The 21,370-nt window shown below is 57.1% G+C and carries 20 protein-coding genes and 2 tRNA genes; 20 read left to right on the top strand and 2 right to left on the bottom strand.

What is annotated here, in order from left to right:
- Nucleotides 1–6 precede the first annotated feature (6 nt).
- The gene (locus PG062_RS06080) at nucleotides 7–858 is read left to right on the top strand and encodes a C40 family peptidase (RefSeq protein ID WP_270751594.1); all 852 of its coding nucleotides are present in this window, start codon (nucleotides 7–9) and stop codon (nucleotides 856–858) included.
- A 274-nt stretch (nucleotides 859–1,132) separates the two neighbouring features.
- Here the strand turns inward: PG062_RS06080 and PG062_RS06085 are convergent.
- Nucleotides 1,133–1,217 (bottom strand) — tRNA-Tyr (locus PG062_RS06085).
- A gap of 256 nt (nucleotides 1,218–1,473) precedes the next feature.
- Between PG062_RS06085 and PG062_RS06090 the strand changes: the two genes are divergently transcribed.
- Nucleotides 1,474–1,557 (top strand) — tRNA-Leu (locus PG062_RS06090).
- Between the two features lie 157 nt (nucleotides 1,558–1,714).
- Here PG062_RS06090 and PG062_RS06095 read toward each other — a convergent pair.
- Nucleotides 1,715–2,608: a PLP-dependent cysteine synthase family protein gene (locus PG062_RS06095; RefSeq protein WP_270751595.1), complete on the bottom strand. Its 894-nt coding sequence runs from the start codon at nucleotides 2,606–2,608 to the stop codon at nucleotides 1,715–1,717.
- A gap of 323 nt (nucleotides 2,609–2,931) precedes the next feature.
- Between PG062_RS06095 and ylxM the strand changes: the two genes are divergently transcribed.
- The 18 genes from ylxM to murG all read left to right on the top strand — a co-directional run bounded on the left by ylxM (nucleotide 2,932) and on the right by murG (nucleotide 21,317).
- Nucleotides 2,932–3,333 carry a YlxM family DNA-binding protein gene (gene ylxM, locus PG062_RS06100; RefSeq protein WP_256359660.1) on the top strand — a complete coding sequence of 134 codons (402 nt, stop codon included), beginning with the start codon at nucleotides 2,932–2,934 and terminating at the stop codon, nucleotides 3,331–3,333.
- Nucleotides 3,323–4,666 carry a signal recognition particle protein gene (gene ffh, locus PG062_RS06105; protein ID WP_270751596.1) on the top strand — a complete coding sequence of 448 codons (1,344 nt, stop codon included), beginning with the start codon at nucleotides 3,323–3,325 and terminating at the stop codon, nucleotides 4,664–4,666. Before ylxM ends, ffh begins: the two co-directional genes overlap by 11 nt.
- A gap of 122 nt (nucleotides 4,667–4,788) precedes the next feature.
- Nucleotides 4,789–5,028, top strand: a complete 240-nt coding sequence (rpsP, locus tag PG062_RS06110) for a 30S ribosomal protein S16 (RefSeq protein ID WP_113999634.1) — start codon at nucleotides 4,789–4,791, stop codon at nucleotides 5,026–5,028.
- Between the two features lie 19 nt (nucleotides 5,029–5,047).
- A complete protein-coding gene (locus tag PG062_RS06115; RefSeq protein ID WP_113999633.1) occupies nucleotides 5,048–5,281 on the top strand; it encodes a KH domain-containing protein in 234 nt (77 codons plus the stop codon).
- A gap of 90 nt (nucleotides 5,282–5,371) precedes the next feature.
- Nucleotides 5,372–5,902: a ribosome maturation factor RimM gene (rimM, locus tag PG062_RS06120; protein WP_270751597.1), complete on the top strand. Its 531-nt coding sequence runs from the start codon at nucleotides 5,372–5,374 to the stop codon at nucleotides 5,900–5,902.
- 3 nt (nucleotides 5,903–5,905) lie between these two features.
- On the top strand, nucleotides 5,906–7,144 hold the full coding sequence (gene trmD / locus PG062_RS06125; protein WP_270751599.1) for a tRNA (guanosine(37)-N1)-methyltransferase TrmD: 1,239 nt from the start codon (nucleotides 5,906–5,908) through the stop codon (nucleotides 7,142–7,144).
- Nucleotides 7,145–7,415: 271 nt separating this feature from the next.
- Nucleotides 7,416–7,679 (top strand): HPr family phosphocarrier protein, encoded by a 264-nt coding sequence (locus PG062_RS06130; protein WP_113999630.1) that lies wholly within the window; start codon nucleotides 7,416–7,418, stop codon nucleotides 7,677–7,679.
- A gap of 105 nt (nucleotides 7,680–7,784) precedes the next feature.
- Complete coding sequence (uvrC, locus tag PG062_RS06135; protein WP_270751601.1) at nucleotides 7,785–9,629, top strand: excinuclease ABC subunit UvrC; 1,845 nt, start codon at nucleotides 7,785–7,787, stop codon at nucleotides 9,627–9,629.
- Nucleotides 9,630–10,023: 394 nt separating this feature from the next.
- Entirely contained in the window at nucleotides 10,024–10,575 is a 552-nt protein-coding gene (gene rsmD, locus PG062_RS06140) for a 16S rRNA (guanine(966)-N(2))-methyltransferase RsmD (RefSeq protein ID WP_270751602.1), read from the top strand.
- Nucleotides 10,572–11,057 carry an ATP synthase subunit B family protein gene (locus tag PG062_RS06145; RefSeq protein ID WP_113999629.1) on the top strand — a complete coding sequence of 162 codons (486 nt, stop codon included), beginning with the start codon at nucleotides 10,572–10,574 and terminating at the stop codon, nucleotides 11,055–11,057. The genes rsmD and PG062_RS06145 overlap by 4 nt, the downstream gene beginning before the upstream one ends.
- Nucleotides 11,058–11,348: 291 nt before the next feature.
- Complete coding sequence (gene mraZ / locus PG062_RS06150) at nucleotides 11,349–11,765, top strand: division/cell wall cluster transcriptional repressor MraZ (RefSeq protein WP_113999628.1); 417 nt, start codon at nucleotides 11,349–11,351, stop codon at nucleotides 11,763–11,765.
- Between the two features lie 68 nt (nucleotides 11,766–11,833).
- Nucleotides 11,834–12,757, top strand: a complete 924-nt coding sequence (rsmH, locus tag PG062_RS06155; protein ID WP_270751604.1) for a 16S rRNA (cytosine(1402)-N(4))-methyltransferase RsmH — start codon at nucleotides 11,834–11,836, stop codon at nucleotides 12,755–12,757.
- A 104-nt stretch (nucleotides 12,758–12,861) separates the two neighbouring features.
- Nucleotides 12,862–13,338, top strand: coding sequence for a hypothetical protein (locus PG062_RS06160; protein WP_113999761.1), 477 nt, complete (start codon nucleotides 12,862–12,864; stop codon nucleotides 13,336–13,338).
- Between the two features lie 177 nt (nucleotides 13,339–13,515).
- A complete protein-coding gene (locus PG062_RS06165; protein WP_270751605.1) occupies nucleotides 13,516–16,161 on the top strand; it encodes a penicillin-binding transpeptidase domain-containing protein in 2,646 nt (881 codons plus the stop codon).
- Nucleotides 16,162–16,237: 76 nt separating this feature from the next.
- On the top strand, nucleotides 16,238–17,617 hold the full coding sequence (locus tag PG062_RS06170) for a UDP-N-acetylmuramoyl-tripeptide--D-alanyl-D-alanine ligase (protein WP_113999759.1): 1,380 nt from the start codon (nucleotides 16,238–16,240) through the stop codon (nucleotides 17,615–17,617).
- Between the two features lie 24 nt (nucleotides 17,618–17,641).
- Nucleotides 17,642–18,655, top strand: coding sequence for a phospho-N-acetylmuramoyl-pentapeptide-transferase (mraY, locus tag PG062_RS06175; RefSeq protein ID WP_113999758.1), 1,014 nt, complete (start codon nucleotides 17,642–17,644; stop codon nucleotides 18,653–18,655).
- Between the two features lie 27 nt (nucleotides 18,656–18,682).
- Nucleotides 18,683–19,930: an FtsW/RodA/SpoVE family cell cycle protein gene (locus PG062_RS06180; RefSeq protein WP_270751606.1), complete on the top strand. Its 1,248-nt coding sequence runs from the start codon at nucleotides 18,683–18,685 to the stop codon at nucleotides 19,928–19,930.
- 265 nt (nucleotides 19,931–20,195) lie between these two features.
- Nucleotides 20,196–21,317, top strand: a complete 1,122-nt coding sequence (murG, locus tag PG062_RS06185) for an undecaprenyldiphospho-muramoylpentapeptide beta-N-acetylglucosaminyltransferase (RefSeq protein WP_270751607.1) — start codon at nucleotides 20,196–20,198, stop codon at nucleotides 21,315–21,317.
- The last annotated feature ends 53 nt before the right edge of the window (nucleotides 21,318–21,370 follow it).

Here is a 21,370-nt window from a genome sequence, read left to right on the forward strand (position 1 = left end):
ATAACAATGCAGGCAGTAATCAACGTGGCCATAGCGCCGCTTACCACAAACCCGGCCCTCTGGGCGCAGAACCCGCAGCAATCCCGTCTGGTGGATGAGCTTTTGCTGGGCATGCCGGTGGAAATTACCGGCGAAGCTGAACAGCACATGGTACCGGTACGCACCTTTTACGGCTATACCGGCTGGGTAGCACAGGATGCTTTGCTGACTGGCCCCAAGGCGGAAGAATGGCTGGTTCAGCCGCAGATGGTGGTCATAGCCCGCTGGGCTGATGTGCTGGCGGAACCCCGTGTGCAGGGGGCCTGCGTGGCTGCTGGCCTGCCCTTGGGCGCCCGCGTGGCCGTGCAGGGGGAGCCGGAAGACGGCTGGCAGGCCGTAACGCTGCCGGATGGCCGCACCGGTTACCTGCGTGCGGACGCGCTGGCCCCGCTGTACACCCAGCCCTGCGAGCAGGACCAGGAAAAGCTGCGTGCAGCCATTGCCCAGGCAGCCAAGCGCTACCTTGGCACGCCCTACCGCTGGGGCGGCAAAACCCCGGCGGGCATTGATTGCTCCGGCCTGTGCAGCATGGCATACCTGCTGTGCGGTATTTCCATCTGGCGGGATTCCGAGCTGAAAGAGGGCTACCCCATCCATCCGGCCCATGTTTCGGATATGCGCGTGGGAGATCTGGTGTATTTCCCCGGCCATGTGGCGCTCTATCTTGGCAATGGAGAGTACATTCATTCCACCGCGCGAGCAGGGGATAATGGTGTTGTGATCAACAGCTTTTACCCGGATTCCCCCCTCTACCGCCCTGACCTGCCCAAGCAGATCACCGCAGTAGGCTCCTACTTTGCCCGCCGGGAGGCAACCTGATAAAATTGAAATGAAGAAAAGCGCCTCTCTGTGATAGGAACAGAGGGGCGCTTTGATATGGGTTTTATAATAAATGCGGTCAGATAAAAAAACTGGACGATAAAACATACGTTTTAACGTTCAACACTTTGGCGGGAGCTGGTGGATTCGCCAAGTCGCGGTCTAAGCAACAGTCCGCAGGACTGTTGCCTGCCGCCTTCGGGCGACCGATCTGTTCGAACCCTACCAGTTCCAGCACAAAAAAAGACCCGCAACCTCAGTTGCGGATCTCTTTTGGTGGGAGCTGGTGGATTCGAACCACCGAAGCATTAAGCAGCAGATTTACAGTCTGTCCCCATTGGCCACTCGGGAAAGCTCCCATATTCATTCGTGCGCCTGCCTTAACAGTGCTTGATTAGTATATCAGAGCCTGAGCAAAAATGCAAGCCCTATTTTGAAAAAAATTGAAGTTTTTTGCTGCAATGCGGGAAAATGGGGTAAAAGATGCTGTATAACGAACAATTTTCGCGCGAGAAGGCACAGTGGTTAATAATTTGAAGAAAAGCCCAAAAAGCCCTTGCTTTTTTGCGGCGGGTATGCTAAAATACTTTTTGCAATGCCAAGGCATTGCCTTATGCGGAAGTGCTGGAATCGGCAGACAGGCACGTTTGAGGTGCGTGTGTCTATGACGTGTGGGTTCAAGTCCCATCTTCCGCACCAACCAAAAGAGCGCTGAATCGTTAAGGTTCAGCGCTCTTTTGGTTTATCAGTACCCACTCTTTCAACAAAGCCTCTCACAATGTACATAGAACAAAACAGGCCGCACAGCCTGCGCCATTCTTTAATGGCGGCAGCCGTGCGGCCTGGTCTATTTGAATCATTCGTAAGTGCGGCGTCCGGCAAAAATGCACAGAGGGCGGTTACACTTGCCGGTGCCCATCAGCTGGGTGGCAGTACACAGGGTTGCGCCGGCGCTGGAACAGGCGGGGATGCCGTCATAGAACAGCACCTCCCGTGCGGCGCGCTCGGCATCGGCCGAAGAGACCGTCAGCACGGTATCCACTACATAGGGGTTATAGTTTTCCGGCACAAAACCGGGCCCGATGCCCGCAATGCTGTGGTGGCCAATGAACCCGCCGGAAATGGCGGCGCATTCGCTGGGCTCCACGGCCACAATGCGGATCATGCTGTTCCAGGCTTTCAGGTATTCCGCCACGCCGGTAATGGTGCCGCCGCTGCCCACGCCGATCACCACAGCATCAATCGCATCCCCGGCGGCTTTTAAAATCTGGGGGCCGGTCACGCGGCGGTGGTATTCGGGGTTATCATCATTGGCAAAGTAGTTGGTAAAGTAACCGTTATAGCGGGCGGCGGTGTCTTTGGCAACCTGTTCCAGCGCACGGCGGCCGCCGCTGCCGCATACCACAATACGCGCCCCCAGGTTTTGCAAATGCTGCCTGCGGGAAAGCGGTAGGCTGCTGGGCACCACCAGAATGCAGGGGTGGCCTGTGGTGGCGCAGCTTACCGCAAGGGCAGCGCCAAAACTGCCGGAACTGGCTTCCACCACCGGCATGCCGGGCTGCAATGTGCCGCGCTCGGTGGCAAAAGCCAGCATGGTTTCGGCCACGCCGTCCTTGCAGGTGCCGGTAGCGCCGCCGAAATCCAGATATGCCAATATGCTGGAAGCAAGTTCGTGCCGCCCGGAATACCCCGAAAGCCGCACCACCGGGGAACGGTACACGTCCTGATAATAGCTCTGCAATATTGCCATAGCCTGGCAGACCTCCTTGCAAAAATCAGGCAGGGGAGAACACGCAGTCCGTAAAATCCGCCCCGTTCTGTAAATTTCACCCAATATACAACATATTATAGCATATCCGGCGCGGCTTTGTACATGAAAAAAACATATTTTGCCGCAGTTTTTACGGCAAAAATGCTGGGCGGGCACAAAAAGCTGAAAAAAACGCAAAAAACAGCCGGATACCGCACCTTTGGGCCTTGACAGTATGACTTTAGAGTGTTATAATTCAAAAGCTGTAAAGAAAAACACTTTACAGCAGTCAGAGGAACAGACAACACAAAGGGGGCACAGCCGTGGCAGCCAAAGCAGGTAAGGACCTTGGGTTTTCCATCCTGCTGGATTATTACGGCATGGTCCTGACGGAAAAACAGCGCAATATTCTGACAGAATATTATAACGATGACCTTTCGCTGGCCGAAATTGCCGAAAATTATGGCATAACCCGCCAGGGAGTACGGGATGCCATCAAGCATGGCGAAGCGACCCTGATGGAGATGGAGGAAAAGTTGGGCACTGCCCGCCGGACCGAAGCCATTCGGGCAGATCTTGCCCGGCTGGAAGAGCTTGTCAGCGAGGTGCGCGTGTGCAATACTGGGTTGTTTGAACCGGATACCCGCGTTCAGCGGGCTACCGAGGAGATGCTGACCATTATTCACCGCCTTGATACGCAGGAGGAACTGCCCGATGGCATTTGAATCTTTAAGCGAGCGTCTGAACGGCGTTTTCAAAAAACTGCGCGGCAAAGGCAAGCTGAGTGAAGCGGATATCAAGGCTGCGATGCGGGAAGTCCGCATGGCGCTGCTTGAAGCGGACGTCAACTACAAAGTCGCAAAGGATTTCTGCGCGCAGGTTTCGGAGCGCGCCATGGGCCAGGAAGTGATGGAAAGCCTGACCCCCGCCCAGCAGGTTGTCAAGATCGTCAACGAAGAACTGACCAAGCTGATGGGCGGCGAAGAACCCCAGACCCTGCACATCAAAAATAAGGGCCAGACCGTTATGATGATGTGCGGCCTGCAGGGTAACGGTAAAACCACCCATGCGGCAAAGCTGGGCCGCTATTATAAAGCCCAGGGCCGCCGCCCACTGCTGGTAGCCTGTGATATCTACCGCCCCGCAGCAATTGACCAGCTGCGCATTGTAGGCGAGCAGGCAGGCGTTCCCGTCTATGAGATGGGCACCGAAAAGCCGGAAAAGATTGCCAAGCAGGCAGTTGAGTACGCCAAAGACCACGGCTATGATATCGTTATCATTGATACCGCAGGCCGTTTGCAGATCGACGACCAGCTGATGGACGAGCTGGTGCGCATCAAGCAGACTGTTGAGGTGGATGAGACCCTGCTGGTTGTGGATGCCATGTCCGGTCAGGAAGCCGTCAACGTTGCCAAGACCTTTAACGAAAAGGTTGGCATCAGCGGCGTGGTCCTGACCAAGACGGACGGCGACACCCGCGGCGGTGCGGCGCTTTCGGTTCTGGCCGTTACCGGCAAGCCGATCTACTTCCAGGGCACCGGCGAGAAGCTGGATGCGTTGGAGCCGTTTTACCCGGCGCGCATGTCCAGCCGAATCCTTGGCATGGGCGATGTGCTGAGCCTGATCGAAAAGGCCCAGACCTTGCAGAATGACAAGGAAGCCGAAGAAGCCGCCAAGCGAATGATGGCCAACAAGTTCGATATGAACGATATGTTGACCCAGTTCGCCCAGATCCGCAAGATGGGCGGTGCGTCCGCGCTGCTGGCCATGATGCCCGGCGCCAACCAGATCAGCTCCGAACAGATGGACCAGATCGATGAAAAGGCGCTGCCCCATATTGAAGCTATCATCTACTCCATGACGCCGGAAGAGCGTGCGCATCCTTCCATCATCAACCCCAAGCGCAAGCGCCGCATTGCGGCGGGCAGCGGCCAGACGGTTGAGGACGTGAACAAGCTGCTGCGCCAGTTTGAAGCCATGCAGAAGATGATGAAAAAGGTCAAGCGCAACCCCAAGGGCTTTATGCGCGGCCTTGGCGGAATGAGAGGCCTGCGCTGAGCAGCCTGTTATGAATTTGATATGACCCGTAAGCCTCTCTGGCCCCAGGGTGATATATAAATTGCAAGCCCACGAGGGAAAACCACGGGGCCGTAAAAACAAAATTTTGGAGGATATTTACCATGGTTAAGATTCGTCTGCGCCGCATCGGCGCCAAGAAAGCTCCTTTCTACCGCATTGTTGTTGCTGACAGCCGCTTTGCTCGTGACGGCCGCTTCATCGAAGAGATCGGCTACTACGATCCGACCAAGGAGCCCAGCGTTGTCAAGATCGACGCCGACAAGGCTAAGCAGTGGCTGGCCAACGGCGCTCAGGCTACCGATACTGTTCGTGTTCTGCTGAAGAAAGAGAACATCCTGTAATTAAACGGAGGAACGCCACATGCAGGAACTGCTGATTGCCGTTGCCCGTGGCCTTGTGGAAGATAAGGACGCGGTGCAGGTAACGGTTGACCCCGCGCGTGAGGACGGCACGGTTGTGTACCACCTCACGGTGGCAGAAGGCGACATGGGCCGCGTGATTGGCAAACAGGGCCGCATTGCCAAGGCAATCCGTGTTGTCATGCGTGCCGCCGCCGTCCGCCAGAACGAAAAAGTCGTGGTGGAAATCGGTTGATTTTTGCCACCCAGCACTCTGCCGCTTTGCGCGCAGGGTGCTTTTTATTTGCCGCCGCTTTTGTGTGATTTATTCTAGGAGGTTCCCCCTATGCAAAACTATCTGCCCGCCTGCAAAATTGTTTCCACCCACGGTGTCCGCGGCGAAATGAAAGCCCTGCCGCTGTGCGACGGCGCACAGTTCCTGGCCAAGTTCAAGCGCCTGTACGCTGCCGCAAACGGCAGCGGCGAAGTTGCGCTGCGCGGGGTGCGCGCCCAGGGCAATATGCTGCTGGTCAAGCTGGCCGGGGTGGAGGATATGGATGCCGCCCGCGCCCAGGTGGGCAAAACCTACTATTTTGCCAAGGCGGATGCCAAACTGCCGGAGGGCCGCTATTTTATTGATGATCTGATCGGCTGCACTGTGCTGCATGCGGACGATGGCCGCACCCTTGGCATCGTTGCAAAGGTGGACCACCCCGGCGTACAGGATATCTATATTGTGCGCGATGCAGCGGGGGAAGAGCACTGGATTCCTGCCGTGCCGGAGTTTGTGGTGGATGTGGATATTGCGGCCCGCACGGTAAAAATGCGACCTATTGCGGGCATGTTTGATGAGCCGGTCAACGGCGATGAGGAGTAATTGATGCGCATTGATATTGTCACCCTGTTCCCGGAACTGTGCGATGGCTTTTTGAGCACCAGCATCCTGGGCCGTGCCCGCGCCAAAAACCTGTTTGAAGCGCACTGCCACCAGATCCGGGATTACACCAAAAACAAACAGCGCCAGACGGACGATTACCCCTATGGCGGCGGCTGCGGCATGGTGCTGTATGCTCAGCCCATTGCAGATTGCCTGCGCGCTGTGGCGGACCAGTGTGCCCAGCAGGGCCGCGCCAAGCCCCATGTGGTGTTTTTGACCGCCGCCGGGCAGCCCTATAACGAGGAGACCGCCCGTCGGCTTTCCAGCTATGAAAGCCTTGCGCTGGTGTGCGGCCACTATGAGGGCATTGACCAGCGCGTGATTGATACCTTTGGCGATGAGGAAATTTCCATCGGCGACTATGTGCTGACCGGCGGCGAGCTGGCCAGCCTGGTGGTGGCAGATAGTGTGCTGCGCCTGCAGCCCGGCGTGCTGGCCGAGGAAAAAGGCTACCAGGATGAAAGCTACTGGGACGGCTTGCTGGAATACCCCCAGTTCACCCGCCCGGAAGTGTGGGAGGGCCAGCCCATCCCGCCGGTGCTGCTGACCGGGGACCACAACAAAATTGACGCCTGGCGCGGCCGCCAGAGCCGGAAACGCACCCGCCAGCGCCGCCCGGACCTGTATGACCAGTGGTGCGCCACCCACCCGATCACCCAGATCCCGCGCTGGAAGCGTACCGAGCGTGCCCAGCTGATCAAGGCGGATGCCCAGCTGGATGCAGCCGCAAAACTGTTTGCCGAAGGCTGCCGCACCGTCTGCCGGGATGTGTGCACCGAAGCAGGCCTTGCAGAATATACGCCGGAAGTCATGCGCCAGTGCCTGGAAGAAGAGCGCAAGGCGGGCTGGGCATTCTACCTGCACACCACTTCAGATACGCCGGACGGCATGGTGGGTGTCTGCCATAAAACGGGGGAGATCGGCCACCTGTTTGTCACACAGTCCGCCCGCGGCAGCGGCATTGGCACAAAGCTGCTGGATTTTGCGCGCAAAAAACTTGCGGAGCACGCCCGGCCCTGGCTGGCCGTGCTGGATGTAAACACGGCGGCCATCGGCCTTTACCGGCGCATGGGCTACCTGCCGGATGGCGTGCGGAACATGTACCAGCCGGGGGTGAATGTAGCATTCTGCAAGCCCTGCAAAGAGCTTGTTATGCGCTATCAGCCCCAGGATCAAGGCTGAACCTGCGGTATTCTGTCGGTTTTTCGTACAGGTTTTGTAGTCTATCTACAATCCGGTTGAAAATAAACTGGTAAAGTTGCACAAGCGGGCCCGGCGCGATTTGTGCCAAATGCGGAATCCTGCCAAAATTGCAAATTTACACTGTACAAAGTCGAACAAATGGGATAAAATATAAACAATCAAGGCGGCACTGATTGTGCAATACCGCCTGAAAGGAGCCCGCGGTAGAGAACTTGGGCGTATCTTTTCATATAAGTAGGAGAGAATAGTTATGTACGTTAAAGAAGTTACCGTTGAGAATCAGGTAGGTCTGCACGCTCGTCCGGCCACCTTCTTCATCCAGAAGGCAAACGAGTATAAGTCTTCCATTTGGGTCGAAAAGGAAGAGCGCCGCGTCAACGCTAAGTCCCTGCTGGGTGTTCTGAGCCTCGGCATCGTTGGCGGTACCACCATCCGTATCATTGCTGACGGCACTGATGAACAGGCTGCTGTGGATGGTCTGGTCAAGCTGGTCAACTCCGGCTTCTCTGAATAATCAGATCTTTTGTTTTTGCGGCGGGTGACTGGTCACCCGCCTTTTTTTGTCTGCGCGGCCATGCCGCGCAGACAAAAAATCACTCACCACCCTTATTCAAAAACCATGACAAAACAAGAACTCTACAAAAAAGCCTGTATGCTCCCGCTGCTGCCGGGGGTGTATATCATCCGCGATAAAACGGATACCATCATCTATATTGGCAAAGCCAAGCGCCTGCGCATCCGTGTTTCACAGTATTTCCGCGAGGGCGTGCCCCATGACGCGAAGGTCACCCAAATGATCAACCACGCATTTGCATTCGATGTCATCGTCTGCCAAAGCGAATTTGAGGCCCTGGTGCTGGAAGCCAGCCAGATTAAGGCCCATACGCCAAAGTATAATATCTTGCTCAAAGATGATAAGGGCTACAGCTATGTAAAGATCACCCACGGCCCCTGGCCGCGTATTTCTGCTGCCCTGCAAAAGGACGATGAGAACGCCGATTATATCGGCCCGTTCACCTCGGCTTTTGCGGTGCGGGAGATGGTGGAAACTGCCCAGAACTGTTTTTTGCTGCCCCGCTGCAATAAAGAGTTCCCGCGTGATATCGGCAAGGGCCGCCCCTGCCTGAATGCCCATATCGGCAAGTGCATGGCCGTGTGCAGCGGCAAAATCACCTGCGAAGCTTATAACGAAGCGGTGCAGGGCGCCCTGCGCATGATCCGGTACGGCAAAAAAGATATCGTCAAGCAGCTGAAAGAGAAGATGCAGGCGGCGTCTGACCGGCTGGATTTTGAAACAGCCGCCCTGCTGCGGGATCAGATCGCGGCCATTGACCGCGTGGCGGCGGGCCAGAAGGTGGTTATGGATGCCGGGACAGAGATGGACGTCATCGCACTGGCGGGCACTACCCGCGCGGTATGCGCAGCGGTGCTGCGCTACCGGGATGGCCGCCTGACCGATAAGAGGGAGTTCGTCTTTCATGATACGACCGATATCGAAGCCGTGCGGGAGGAATTCCTGCCCCAGTATTATCTGGATGGCGAGACGATCCCCAAAACCATTGCGGTGGATACCCTGCCGCCGGACGCCGAAGCGCTGAACCAGGCGCTGAACGAAGCACGCGGCAGCAAGGTGGAGCTGTATGTGCCCCAGCGCGGCGATGTGGCCAAGCTGGTAACAATGGCCTACACCAACGCTGTGGAGCGCCTGGGGCGCGAGAGCGGCCGCTATACCCGCGAGGAAAAGCTGCTGGAAGAAGCCGCCCAGGTGCTGGGCCTGAAAACCCCGCCGAGGGTGATTGAAAGCTATGATATTTCCAACTGGGGCGATGGCTCCAGCGTGTGCGGTATGGTGGTGTTCAAGGATGGCAAGCCTTACCGCGCCGGCTACCGCCGCTTTAAGATGCGCACCGTTGCCGGCACGGACGACTATGCCTCTATGGCGGAAACGCTTTCCCGCCGGGCTGCGGAGTACGAGGCGGCCCGGCGCGGCGAAAAGCCGGATAATGAAACCAACCAGTTTGCCACCATGCCGGATCTGCTGCTGATCGATGGCGGCCGCGGGCAGGTGAGCGCCGTTAAACAGGCACTGCGCGGCACGGCACTGGAACATGTGCCCACCTTTGGCATGGTCAAGGATGACCACCACCGCACCCGCGCCATTGTGGATGATGCGGGCGGGGAAATCGCCATCAACCGGCACCGCAATATCTTTACCTTTGTGACCAATATCCAGGATGAAACCCACCGCTATGCCAACGATTACCGCAAGCGGATGATGCACAAAAAGTCCTATGCGGCAACCCTGACAGAGCTGCCCGGCGTTGGCCCCAAGACCAGCGCGGCACTGCTGGCATATTTCAAAACCGTAACGGCAGTCAAGCAGGCGTCTATTTCGGACCTGGAAGAGGTCAAGGGCATCAGCCACGCCAAGGCGGAGAGCATTTATAATGCTCTGCGCCAGTAAACTCAACGCCGGCAACGGCAGGAGAGGGGAAAACCCGGCTGGATTGCAGGCTGGGTTGTAAAATAAGAATGAATGACGGTAAACTCCCTTGACAAGCGGATTTGAACCATCCATAATGTATAAGGCAACACCGCACAATTCCCGCCTGACGGCTTAAGCACCGCTTCGGCGGCTGCGGCACGGCATCTGCGTTGCCAAAATGCTCGATAATACACAAAGTATTATCTGCGCTTTTGGCTTAGCAGCTGCCGCACCTCGCTCGCCGTATCGGCACTTAGAATTATGCGGTATTGCCATAAGTGCAACTGTTTATCCCGAATAGGAGTGCTCTGGCTTGAGCTTCCCAGCGGGATGGGTGGCTGCCATATAACAAATGAAAGGCAGGCGGTCTAACATGATGCGTGTGATTGCAGGTACAGCCCGCGGCAAAAACCTTGCTGCGCTACCGGGGGAGGATGTTACCCGCCCCACCATTAACCGCGTAAAGGAGGCAATGTTCTCCAGCGTACAGTTCTCTGTGCCCGGCGCGCGCGTGCTGGACTTGTTTGCAGGCAGCGGCCAGCTTGGCATTGAGGCATTATCCCGCGGGGCCAAGCGCTGTGTTTTCCTGGATGCTTCCCGCGAGGCGATCCAGATCGTGCTGGCCAACTGCAAAACGGCGGGCGTGTTTGCGCAGAGCCGGGTCATCCCGGATGATGCGTTCCACTTTTTGGCCACCACGCAGGAAGAGTTTGATCTTGCCCTGCTGGACCCGCCGTACCACCACGGCACGGTAGCCAAAGCACTGCCGCAGCTGGCAGCGCACATGGCCCCTGGCGGTGTGGTGCTGTGTGAAACAGAACTGGACGCCGAGCTGCCGGAACAGGTTGAGGGGCTTGTTTTGGCAAAACAATATAAGTACGGCAAGATTTTGGTAAGCCGCTATGAGAAAGAGGAACAGCTATGAATGTTGAGGAACTGCTGGATATGCTGGAGGAAACGCTGGAGGAGGGTACCGCTGTGCCGTTTGCCGCCGCCAAGCGTGTGGTAGATGTGGACCGCTGCCGCGATATCGTGGATGAGGTGCGCAATAACCTGCCCGATGAACTGCGCGACAGCAAAAAGATTGTGGCAGACCGCGAGCAGATTTTAAAGAACGCCCAGACCGATGCGGATAACATCATCAAGCAGGCAGAGGAACGCGCACGGGTACTGGTATCGGACAAAGAGATCACCAAGCGCGCACAGAAGATGGCCGTGGAGTTGGTGAACGCCGCACAGGCACAGGCGAAAAAGATCAACAATGCCTCCGCGGCTTATTGTGAGAATATCCTCAAAAACTCGGAGGAAGTTCTGGCCCGCAGTGTGGCGGATATCAAAAATACCCGCATGAACCTGCGCAACCTGGCCAGCCGCGGCCCCCATGGCCCACAGAAACCGAATCTGTAAAATCGGCCCCCTGTGCGGGCTTTGTGAAAGAGATCTGCACGGTTCCCGCCCCGCAAACAACAAATAAGACAGCATTTGTGAAAACTTTATGGCCCGCAGCGCTTTTTGGCGCTGTGGGCTTGCTTTTTGCCCCGCGATTTGGTACTATATAAGTGTTCCAGTGGGTAAAAGTGGGCAGTTTAGGGTTGAAGTGGTGAGTTATCCACACATTCCACAGGGTTGTTAACCGCGAAATTCCGCTGAAACGCTAAAAAAGCGACAGTTCCAACCGGGAAGGGGGCGGGTTCGACAATGTTCATGGGTCAGTATGACTACGCAGTGGATGCAAAGGGCCGTCTGAATTTCCCCGCAAAGTTCCGGGATGGAATGGGCGAAACCTTTATCGTGACCCGCTGGCTGGACCATTGCCTTGCCGCGTTCCCGCCGGAGGAGTTTGAAAAAGTGGCCCAGCGCATTGCCGAAAAAGGTATGGTAAAGGGCCGCAATGTCAGCCGTATGCTGTATTCCTCTGCGGTGGAAGTAACACCGGATAAGCAGGGCCGCATTCAGCTGCCCGCAAAACTGCGGGAATACGCCAACCTGGACCACGATGTGAGCGTGATCGGCAACCGCAACTTTGCGGAGATCTGGAACACCCAGGATTGGGAAGCCCGCCAGGCGGAAAGCGATGAAGATTTTACCGCCGCAATGGAAGACCTTGATTTTTAAGATACACTTTGAGCGGGGGTGTACCCCTGCATGTTAAACCGTGTGAAACGGGGAAAGAGGAGAACACCGTGGAATTTAGTCATATCCCCGTTTTGCTCAGCCAATGCCTTGATGGGTTGGCCATTGACCCTGCCGGGATTTATCTGGACGGAACGGCCGGCGGGGCAGGCCACTCAAAGGAAATAGCAAAACGCCTGACCACCGGGCGGCTGATCTCGCTGGATCAGGACCCGGATGCGGTGGCAACTGCTGCCGCAAGGCTAAAGGGCTTACCCGCCCAGGTGGTTCAGGCCAACTTCCGCGAAACCGCCCGCGTGCTGGATGAACTGGAGATCCCCTTCATCAATGGCGCGCTGCTGGACCTTGGCGTTTCCAGTCACCAGCTGGACGATGCCGAGCGTGGCTTCTCCTATCACGCGGATGCCCCGCTGGATATGCGCATGAGCCAGCAGGGGCCCACCGCGGCAGACTTGGTGAACACCCTGGACCGTGAGGAACTGACCCGCATCCTGCGCGATTATGGTGAGGAACCGTATGCCTGGCAGATTGCGGGTAAAATCGTGAAAGCACGGGAGGAAGCCCCGATTTTGACGACTCTGCAGTTTGCGGACCTGATTGCATCCGCTATGCCGCCTGCCGAGCGCCGCAAGAACAAGAACCCCGCCCGCCGCAGCTTCCAGGCAGTGCGGATTGCCGTCAATGGGGAACTGGATGCCCTGAACGAGGGGATGGAGGCGATTTTCAGCCGCCTGGCCCCCGGCGGGCGGTTCTGCATCATCACGTTCCACAGCCTGGAGGACCGGCTGGTAAAACAGAAGTTCCGCCGCTGGGCCCAGCGCTGCACCTGCCCGCCGGAGCAGCCTATTTGCACCTGCGGCGGGATGCCCAAAGCTAAACTGATTACCCGCAAGCCGATTGAAGCGGACGCTGGTGAGTTGGAAGAAAACCGCCGCAGCCGTTCCGCCAAGCTGCGCGTACTGGAAAAATTATAAGTGTGCCAGGAGGGAACATTGGCAGCGCGGCATGGCGCTTGTGACCATGCCGCACAGCTTAAGGAAAGCCGAAATTTTACGATACGAGAAAGGGGGCGGCGCCCATGGCTTCCACAGCAGCAGAAATTTCAACCAACAATCATTCCGGTTCCTCCCGCACACCGCGGGTGCGCGTTGTCAAGGGCGGACGCTACGGCCTGAGCAAGGCACGCCAGTTTGCCCGCACGGCGGGCACGGTGCTGGTCATTGCCATCTTTTTTGGTTTGTTTGCCAGCATTGTCGCCAGCCAGGCACGCATCACACAGCTTTCCGGCGAAATTGATGACGCCAAGTCGGAACTGACCAATGCCCAGAGCTATAACGACTATCTGTCCACCACCATGGATCAGATCACCAACAGCACCAGCGTCCAGCAGGAAGCGGAGGATCGGCTGGGGCTGGTTAAAATGGACCCCAGCCAGGTGACGTATGTCCGGCTGGAGGATGAAAGCGTGATCGAACGCGCAGCCGGTACAGCAGACAAGTTTTTTGCCGGTATCAAAACCGCAGCGCTCAGTCTGCTTGGCAGTTTTGACCCGTAAGCGATCCGGTCAAGGCAATACCGCATAACTTTGGGTGCCCAAGCCGTCAGGTGGGAATCATGCGGTGCTGCCCTTACATTGCGCCAAAGCGTGCATCCCAACAGGAGCACGCTTTTTTTGCCATCATGGGCGGGCGCGTATTCGTGCAAACAGCCTTTTCTGTAAAGGAATGAACCTATGCCAAAGCAACCCGACAACAAGAATCAATCCACGCGTCATCACAACCGTCGCAGCCCGGAGCCGGGGCAGAATCATGCGCTTACGCTGAACGGACGCATCATGGTTTTGCTGCTGGTGATCGGCTTTATCGCTGCGGGGTGCGGCGTTCTGATTTATAAGCTGTATACCCTGCAGATCCGGGATGCTGAGCAGTACCGTGTTCAGGCGGCGGAACAGCAGCTTTCCGATACCCAGATCCCCGCCACGCGCGGCTCTATTTATTCCGCTAACGGCAAATTGCTGGCCAAAAGCAGTGTGGTGTGGAACATTATTGCCAACCCGTCCAAGTGCAACCAGGATTATGTGGCGGAAGCCAGCCAGAAAATCAGCGAATTGCTGAACGGGAGCGTCAGCGCGGAAAAAATTCAGGAGCAGCTGAGCAAAACGAACAGCCAGTACCGCGTGATTGCCAAGGACATTGATATGGTAACGGCGCAATCCATTATTGACTATGCCAACACCAAACGCATTACCAACGGCAAGGCGGAGGGGGATCCGGATGCCAAGTACGAAACGGTGCTTTCCATGTACAAGGAATCCTCCTCCACGCGGGAATACCCTAACGGAATGTACCTTTCCTCGGTCTTGGGCTTTTGTGATGACAGCGGCAACGGCATGTACGGCCTGGAAAAATCGTATGATGAGAAACTGGTCGGTACACCGGGGCGCAGCATCAGCAGCGAGAACGCATGGGGCTATGAACTGGCTAACGAGGAAAGCGATACCCATGCGGCTATCAACGGCTATAACCTGAACCTGACCATTGACGATACCATCCAGACCGTGCTGGAAACCGAGCTTTCCAACGCGATTGATGACTATGATGTGCAGAACCGTGCCAGCGCCATTGTGATGAATGTGAACACCGGCGCGGTGCTGGGTATGGCAACGGCGCCGCAGTTTGACCCCAACGATCCGTATAATATCACCGAACCCAAATTGCAGGCTATCCTGGATAATGCCGGAACGGCACTGACGGAGGACGATATTTCCGTCCTGCAAAGCCGTTTGGGGCAGGACGCCGTAGCTGATATCATTGCGGACGGCGTTGTGAACCCCAACGGAACAAAAAGCATCGACGAAGAAGGCAACGAAATCGACGTTCCCAGCGAAAAAAGCCAGCTGCAGGGCATGATCCGTGAGGCCGAGTGGAAGAACAAAGCCGTGACGGAATTGCATTACCCCGGCTCAGTCTTTAAGCTCATGACGGCCGCTGCGGCGCTGGATTCCGGCCTGATGGGGGCGGACCAGCAGTTTTACTGCGGCAGCGACCTGACAGTATTCCCCAATACCGAGTGGGAACACAGCTACCGCTGCGCCGAGGGCAACGCTCACGGCTGGCTGGATATGGCCGGGGCGCTGAACCACAGCTGCAACCTGTACTTTATCCAGGTGGCGGAAAAAATGAGCGCCGAATTCTTTTATAACTACTACCAGGCGTTTGGCCTGACCCAGACCACTGGCATTGACCTGCCGTATGAGGCAAAGGGCATCTCCAAAACCCAGCAGGAGATGGAGCAGGTGGAAACGGACCTGTACTCCACCGCGTTCGGCCAGTCCCAAAAGCTGACCCTGATCCAGATGGCAGCCGCCGTGGCTTCCACCGTGAACGGCGGCTACCTGATGACCCCCTATGTGGTGGATAATATGACGGACGACACCGGCAACGTGGTATGGCAGGCTGAAACCGACATTAAGCGCCAGGTCGTCAGCGAGGAAGTCAGTGAGCAGATCCGCGCCATGATGGAAAACAACGTGGGTCACACCGGTACCAGCAATGACCTGGACTATCACGGTTGTGCCAGCGCTTATGTGGCGGGCTACCGCATCGGCGGCAAATCCGGTACGGGAGAACAGCTGGACTGGAAAGGCGCTTACAAGTACCGCCCGGACGGCGACTACCGCAAGGCCATCAGCTTTGCTGCCATCCTTCCGGCGGACGACCCGGAAATTCTGGTGCTGGTCATGATGGATGACCCGCGCTGGATCGTTGACTACGCTTCCCAGATTGTGGCCCCTGTTACCGGCAACATCATCAGCCAGATCGCGCCGTATCTTGGCATTGAACGGGATGCTTCTTATGATAGCAACGGCAGTGTGGAAGTGCCAAATGCCATTGGCACCCGCTGGACTTCCGCCCAGGTCAAGATGAACGCCGCCGGGCTTTCCCACCGGTTTGTGGATACCAGCGATGGCGATGTTGTGTATCAGTACCCCGCAGGCGGCACCGTGGTGCCCGCAGGCTCCACGGTTTACCTGTATACCCAGTCCACCACCGACGCCACCACCACCGTGCCGGATGCCACCGGCAAAACCGGAACCTTTGCCGCACAGATGCTCAAGGCTTCCGGCGTCAATGTGGCAATTTCGGGCAGTGCATCGGACCGTGTTGTCAGCCAGGATATTGAGGTTGGGAGTGTGGTGCCCTACGGCACAGTCGTTACCCTGACCACGGAACCAGACGGCAGCAGCGATGCCCAGCAGGATGCAGATACCTCGCAGGACGATGCCGCCCAGGACGATACGCCCCAGGACGCCGCCGGTGAAAACGATCAGGAAAGCACGACCCAGGATGATACCGGCAGCGATGCCGAGCAGCAATAACCCCGGCCACGGCAGGGGGACCCCACAGCAAACTGAAACATGCCGCAACTAAACCAACCAAAAGGAGCGTGTTCCCATGAAACCCATGAACGCGAACGAACTTCTGGCCGGGCTGGCACTGGCCCGCCCGGTGCCCATCACCGCCGTTGTAACGGACTCCCGCAAGGTGCAGCCGGGCTGCATTTTTGTCTGCTTCCCCGGCGAGCGTGTGGACGGCCACGACTATGCCGCCAAGGCGTACCAGGCCGGGGCCGAGTATGTGATCGCCAACCATCCCGTGGAGGGCGTGCCGGAGGATCACCTTGTCATCTGTGAATCCAGCTACCTTGCCATGATCCGTATGGCATCCAACTACCGCACGCTGTTCAGCCCGCTGATGATCGGTGTGACCGGCAGCGTGGGCAAAACCACCACCAAAGAGTTCTGCTATGCGGTTCTTTCGGCTTTTGGCAATACCTTAAAAACAGAAGGCAACCAGAACAATGAGATCGGCCTGCCCAACACGCTGTTCCGCCTGGAAGATACCACCCAGTATGCTGTGGTGGAAATGGGCATGAGTCACCTGGGCGAGATTGCCCGCCTGGTGCGCGCAGCGCGGCCGTCTGCCGGTATCATTACGATGATCGGCGTTTCCCACCTGGAAAATCTTGGCACGCGGGAGAATATATTGAAGGCAAAGATGGAAATCTGCCAAGGCCTGCCGGACGGCGCCCCGCTGGTTCTGAATGCGGACGATGACCTGCTGCCCACCGCGCAGATCCCCGGCCGCCTGCGCCCGGTGTGGTTCGGCATCCGCTCCAGCTCCGCCGATGTGCGCGCCATCAATATTCATACCGTAGGGGAGGGTACCGGCTTTACCCTGGTGGATAATGTGGACGGTGAAACCTATGAGTTCAGTGTAACCATCCCCACGGCAGGCGTTCATACCGTGTATGATGCCCTTGCTGCTTACACTGCAGCCACCCGCTTGGGGCTGGAGCGTGCCCGCGCCGCCCGTGCGCTGGCCAGCTATCAGACCACCGGTATGCGCCAGAACATTGTGCAGCACGGCGGTGTGACCTTTATTGAGGATTGCTATAACGCCAGCCCGGACAGCATGAAAGCAGCCTTGCAGATTCTGCATGACCGCCAGCCCGGCCCCGGCGGCCGCCGCATTGCCGTGCTGGGCGATATGCTGGAACTTGGCGCTGCCAGTGAACCCGGCCACCGCCAGACCGGCAAATGGGCTGCCGATGCCGCTGACCTGCTGGTGGCTTACGGCCCGTTGAGCGCAGCCATGGCCGAAGCAGCCCGGCAGAAAGGGCTGCAAACCATCCATTGCCAAGCAGCGGAGGAAGTAGTAGAATATCTACGGCAGAACGTCCGCCCCGGCGATGTTGTGCTGGCAAAAGCCAGCCACGCCATGAAGCTGGATGATGTATTAAAGCAGCTTTACGCGGCGCTGCCAAACGCATAATTGCATATTTTGGGGGAATATCACATGGGAATGATCGTTTCTTGGATGCTGGTTGCCGCGGCAATCGGTGCGTTTGCCGTTACGGCACTTTCAGGCTGTTTTGTAATTCCGGCACTGCACAAGCTGCACTTCGGCCAGACCATCCGGGAATCCGGCCCGACCTGGCATAACAAAAAACAGGGCACACCCACCATGGGCGGCCTGTGCTTCATCTTTGGCATTCTGGTGGCCTGCGGCCTGGTGTATGCCGGGTTCTACCGCTATGCACAGGACCTTTTGGGCATTGTGCAGGTGCGCGCCGCCTTGCTGGCGCTGTTCCTGGCGTTTGGTTCCGGCTTTATCGGTTTTCTGGATGACTATATCAAGGTCGTCAAGCACCGCAACCTGGGCCTGCTTGCCTGGCAAAAGCTTATCATGCAGTTCATTGTTACCGGCGGCTTCCTGGTGGGGCTGCACATGCAGGGCCTGCTGACCACCATCATTATGCTGCCCTTTATCGGTGCGGTAGATCTGGGCTGGGTGTATTACCCCATTGCGTTCTTCGGCATCATCTTTTTGGTCAATGCCGTCAACCTGACGGATGGTCTGGACGGCCTGTGCTCCTGTGTGACCTTTGTTTCCATGCTGGGCTACCTGCTGGCTGCCAGCATGCTCAGCTTTTATCATGTGGCCGTTCTGGCGGCGGCAACGGCTGCTGCGGCAGCGGGCTTCCTGGTGTGGAACTTCTACCCGGCCAAAGTGTTCATGGGCGATACCGGCAGCATGTTCCTGGGCGGTATGGTAACGGCCCTTGCCTTTATCATGGGCCGGCCGGAGCTGGTGTTCTTCTTTGGCATTGTGTATATCTGGGACGCCATGACCGTTGTGATCCAGCGCGTTTACTTCAAGCTGACCCACGGCAAGCGCATTTTCCGCATGACACCGATCCACCACGCATTCGAGATGCGCGGCTGGAAAGAAGTCAAGATCGACTTTTTCTTCAGCCTGATCGCCATTATCGGCGTGGTGCTGGGCCTGATGTACGTTTACATGGCATAAAATATCAGAAAGGGGGCTGTGCCGCAAATGACGCTTGCCCAGCTTTTCGATTTGGCCTTTGGCAACATTGGCAGGTTTTTTAAGGAAATCGCGTTCAAAAAAGAGGAACGCGGCAAACTTTCCTATGGCCTTGTTGGCACGCTGATCCTTGTGTTGACTTACGGGCTGATCATGCTGTTCTCCGCCAGTTACTCCACCGGGTATTACCGCTTCAAGGGGGATATTTACCACTTTATCCGCCCGCAGGTAATTCTGGCGGTGGTGGGGCTGGTGCTGATGTATCTGATTTCCAACATCAACTACCGCAGCCTGCGCCACATGAACTGGTACTTATACATTTTAACGCTGCTGCTTTTGGTGTGGGCCCTGTTCAGTGAGCCGTACAACGGCTGTTACCGCTGGGTGTATATGTTTGGCACAACCCTGCAGCCTTCGGAGCTGGCAAAGTTTTCGGCTATTTTGGGTCTTGCCTGCTTTGCGGACCGGCATTATGAAAAACGGGGAACACTGCTTTACGGCATTGTGCTGCCCGTGCTGCCGCTGCTGCCGGTGGTGGTTCTGCTGTACAAAGAACCCCATAACTCTGCTATCATGCTGATCCTGCTGATTGCGGGCAGTATGATTTTGTGTGGCGGTGTGGGCCGGTTCTGGTGCATCCCGGCGGCAGGCGCGGCTGCGTTTGTGATTTACAAAATGCTGACCGGACAGAATAACTATGTTCAGCAGCGCCTCGGCGCATGGAACGGTGACGAGGGCGATATTTTGTACCAGACCCAGCAGAGCCTGTATTCCATTGCGTCCGGCGGGCTGACCGGCCTGGGCATTGGCAACAGCCGCCAAAAGCACCTCTGGCTGCCGGAAGCCAGCAACGATTTTATCTTTTCCGTTCTGTGCGAAGAGCTGGGCTTTATCGGTGCGGTGATCTGTATGGGCCTTTTTGCCGCACTGATCATTCAGGGCGTTATCATCGCCCTGAACTCGCCGGATTATTTTGGTACGATGCTGGGTATTGGCATTATGTCGCAAATTGCCTGGCAGACCATGATCCACATTGCGGTGGTCACCAATGTGGCCCCAAATACCGGCATCAGCCTGCCGTTTTTTTCCTCCGGTGGTACCAGCTTGCTGATTCTATTGTGTGAGATGGGCATTATACTAAGCATATCGCGGGCGGGCAACGCGCAAAACGCTGCGCGCAGCAAGCGCTCGCATGAAGAACTTGCCCGCCGGATGAACCCGCAGCGCCGCACCCACAAAGCCCTGCACAGCAACTGAGAATTCCCGCATGCCTGCGGAAAGCATTGTTCTCTTTGGTTTTAGATATAAGGCAATACCGCACAATTCCCGCCTTACGGCTTAAGCACCGCTCCGGCGGCTGCGGCACGGCATCTGCGTTGCCAAAATACTCGATAATACACAAAGTATTATCTGCGCTTTTGGCTTAGCAGCTGCCGCACCTCGCTCGCCGTATCGGCACTTAGAATTATGCGGTATTGCCATAACATAAACGTTCGATTTTACGGAGAAAAGAGGAACCATTATGCGTGTTTTGATTGCTGCCGGCGGCACAGCCGGCCATATCAACCCGGCGCTTGCCATTGCCGGAGCCTTAAAGGCGGCGGACCCCGCGGCCGAGATCCACTTTGCCGGGCGGAAAGAGGGCATGGAGTACGGCCTTGTAACCAAGGCAGGGTACCCGTTCCACCATATTGAGATCAACGGTTTCCAGCGCAAGCCAACCCTGAAGAACGTGGGCCGCAACGTGGTAGCGCTCTACCACCTGGCCCTGTCCGGCCCGCGCACGGCGGCTATCCTGAAAGAGGTCCGGCCCGATCTGGTCATCGGCTGCGGCGGTTATGTCAGCGGCCCGGTGGTGCGCGCCGCCGCCAAAAAGGGCATCAAGACCGCCATCCATGAGCAGAACGCATTCCCCGGTGTGACCAACAAGCTGCTGGCCAAGGATGTGGACGTGGTGTTTGCCGCTTCCGCCGCTGCGGTGGAAAAGCTTGGCGCGCCGGAGAAGACCCTTGTGGTTGGCAACCCTGTCCGCCCGGAAATTTTGAACCGTGACCGCGCCGCCGCCCGTGCTGCTGTGCACGCGGGGGACCGCACCGTGATTTTGAGCTTCGGCGGCTCTTTGGGGGCCCGCCGTATCAACGAGGTTGTGGCAGAGCTGTGCGCGTGGGAGCAGGCAAACGATCTGCCCGTGCTGCACCTGCACGCCACCGGCAGCCGCGGCGTAAAGCTGTTTGAGGACCTGGAAGCCAAGAACCACTTTGCCCCCGGTGCCAACCTTGTGGTAAAAGAATACATTGATAATATGCCGGATCTGCTGGCCGCGGCGGACCTTGTTATTTCCCGCTCCGGTGCGCTGACGCTGGCGGAGCTGGAAGCCATGGGCCGCGCGTCCATCCTGATCCCTAGCCCCAATGTGGCCGAAAACCACCAGTATTACAATGCACTGGAGCTGCAAAACGCCGGTGCCGCCATTGTGATTGAAGAAAAAGACCTGACCGGTATCAAGCTGATCGAAACCGTGCATGCCTTGTTGGCAGAGCCCGGCAAACTGACGGCCATGGGCACCGCCGCCAAGACCCTGGGCAACCCCAAGAGCCTGGAACTGATCACCGCAAAGCTGCTGGAACTGGTGAACGGAAAGTAACCTGCCGGAACAAACCGGCAGCAAATAAAAGCTGAAACACAGAAAGGAGGTAC

Source organism: Gemmiger qucibialis (assembly GCF_027689445.1).
Classification (GTDB): domain Bacteria; phylum Bacillota; class Clostridia; order Oscillospirales; family Ruminococcaceae; genus Gemmiger; species Gemmiger qucibialis.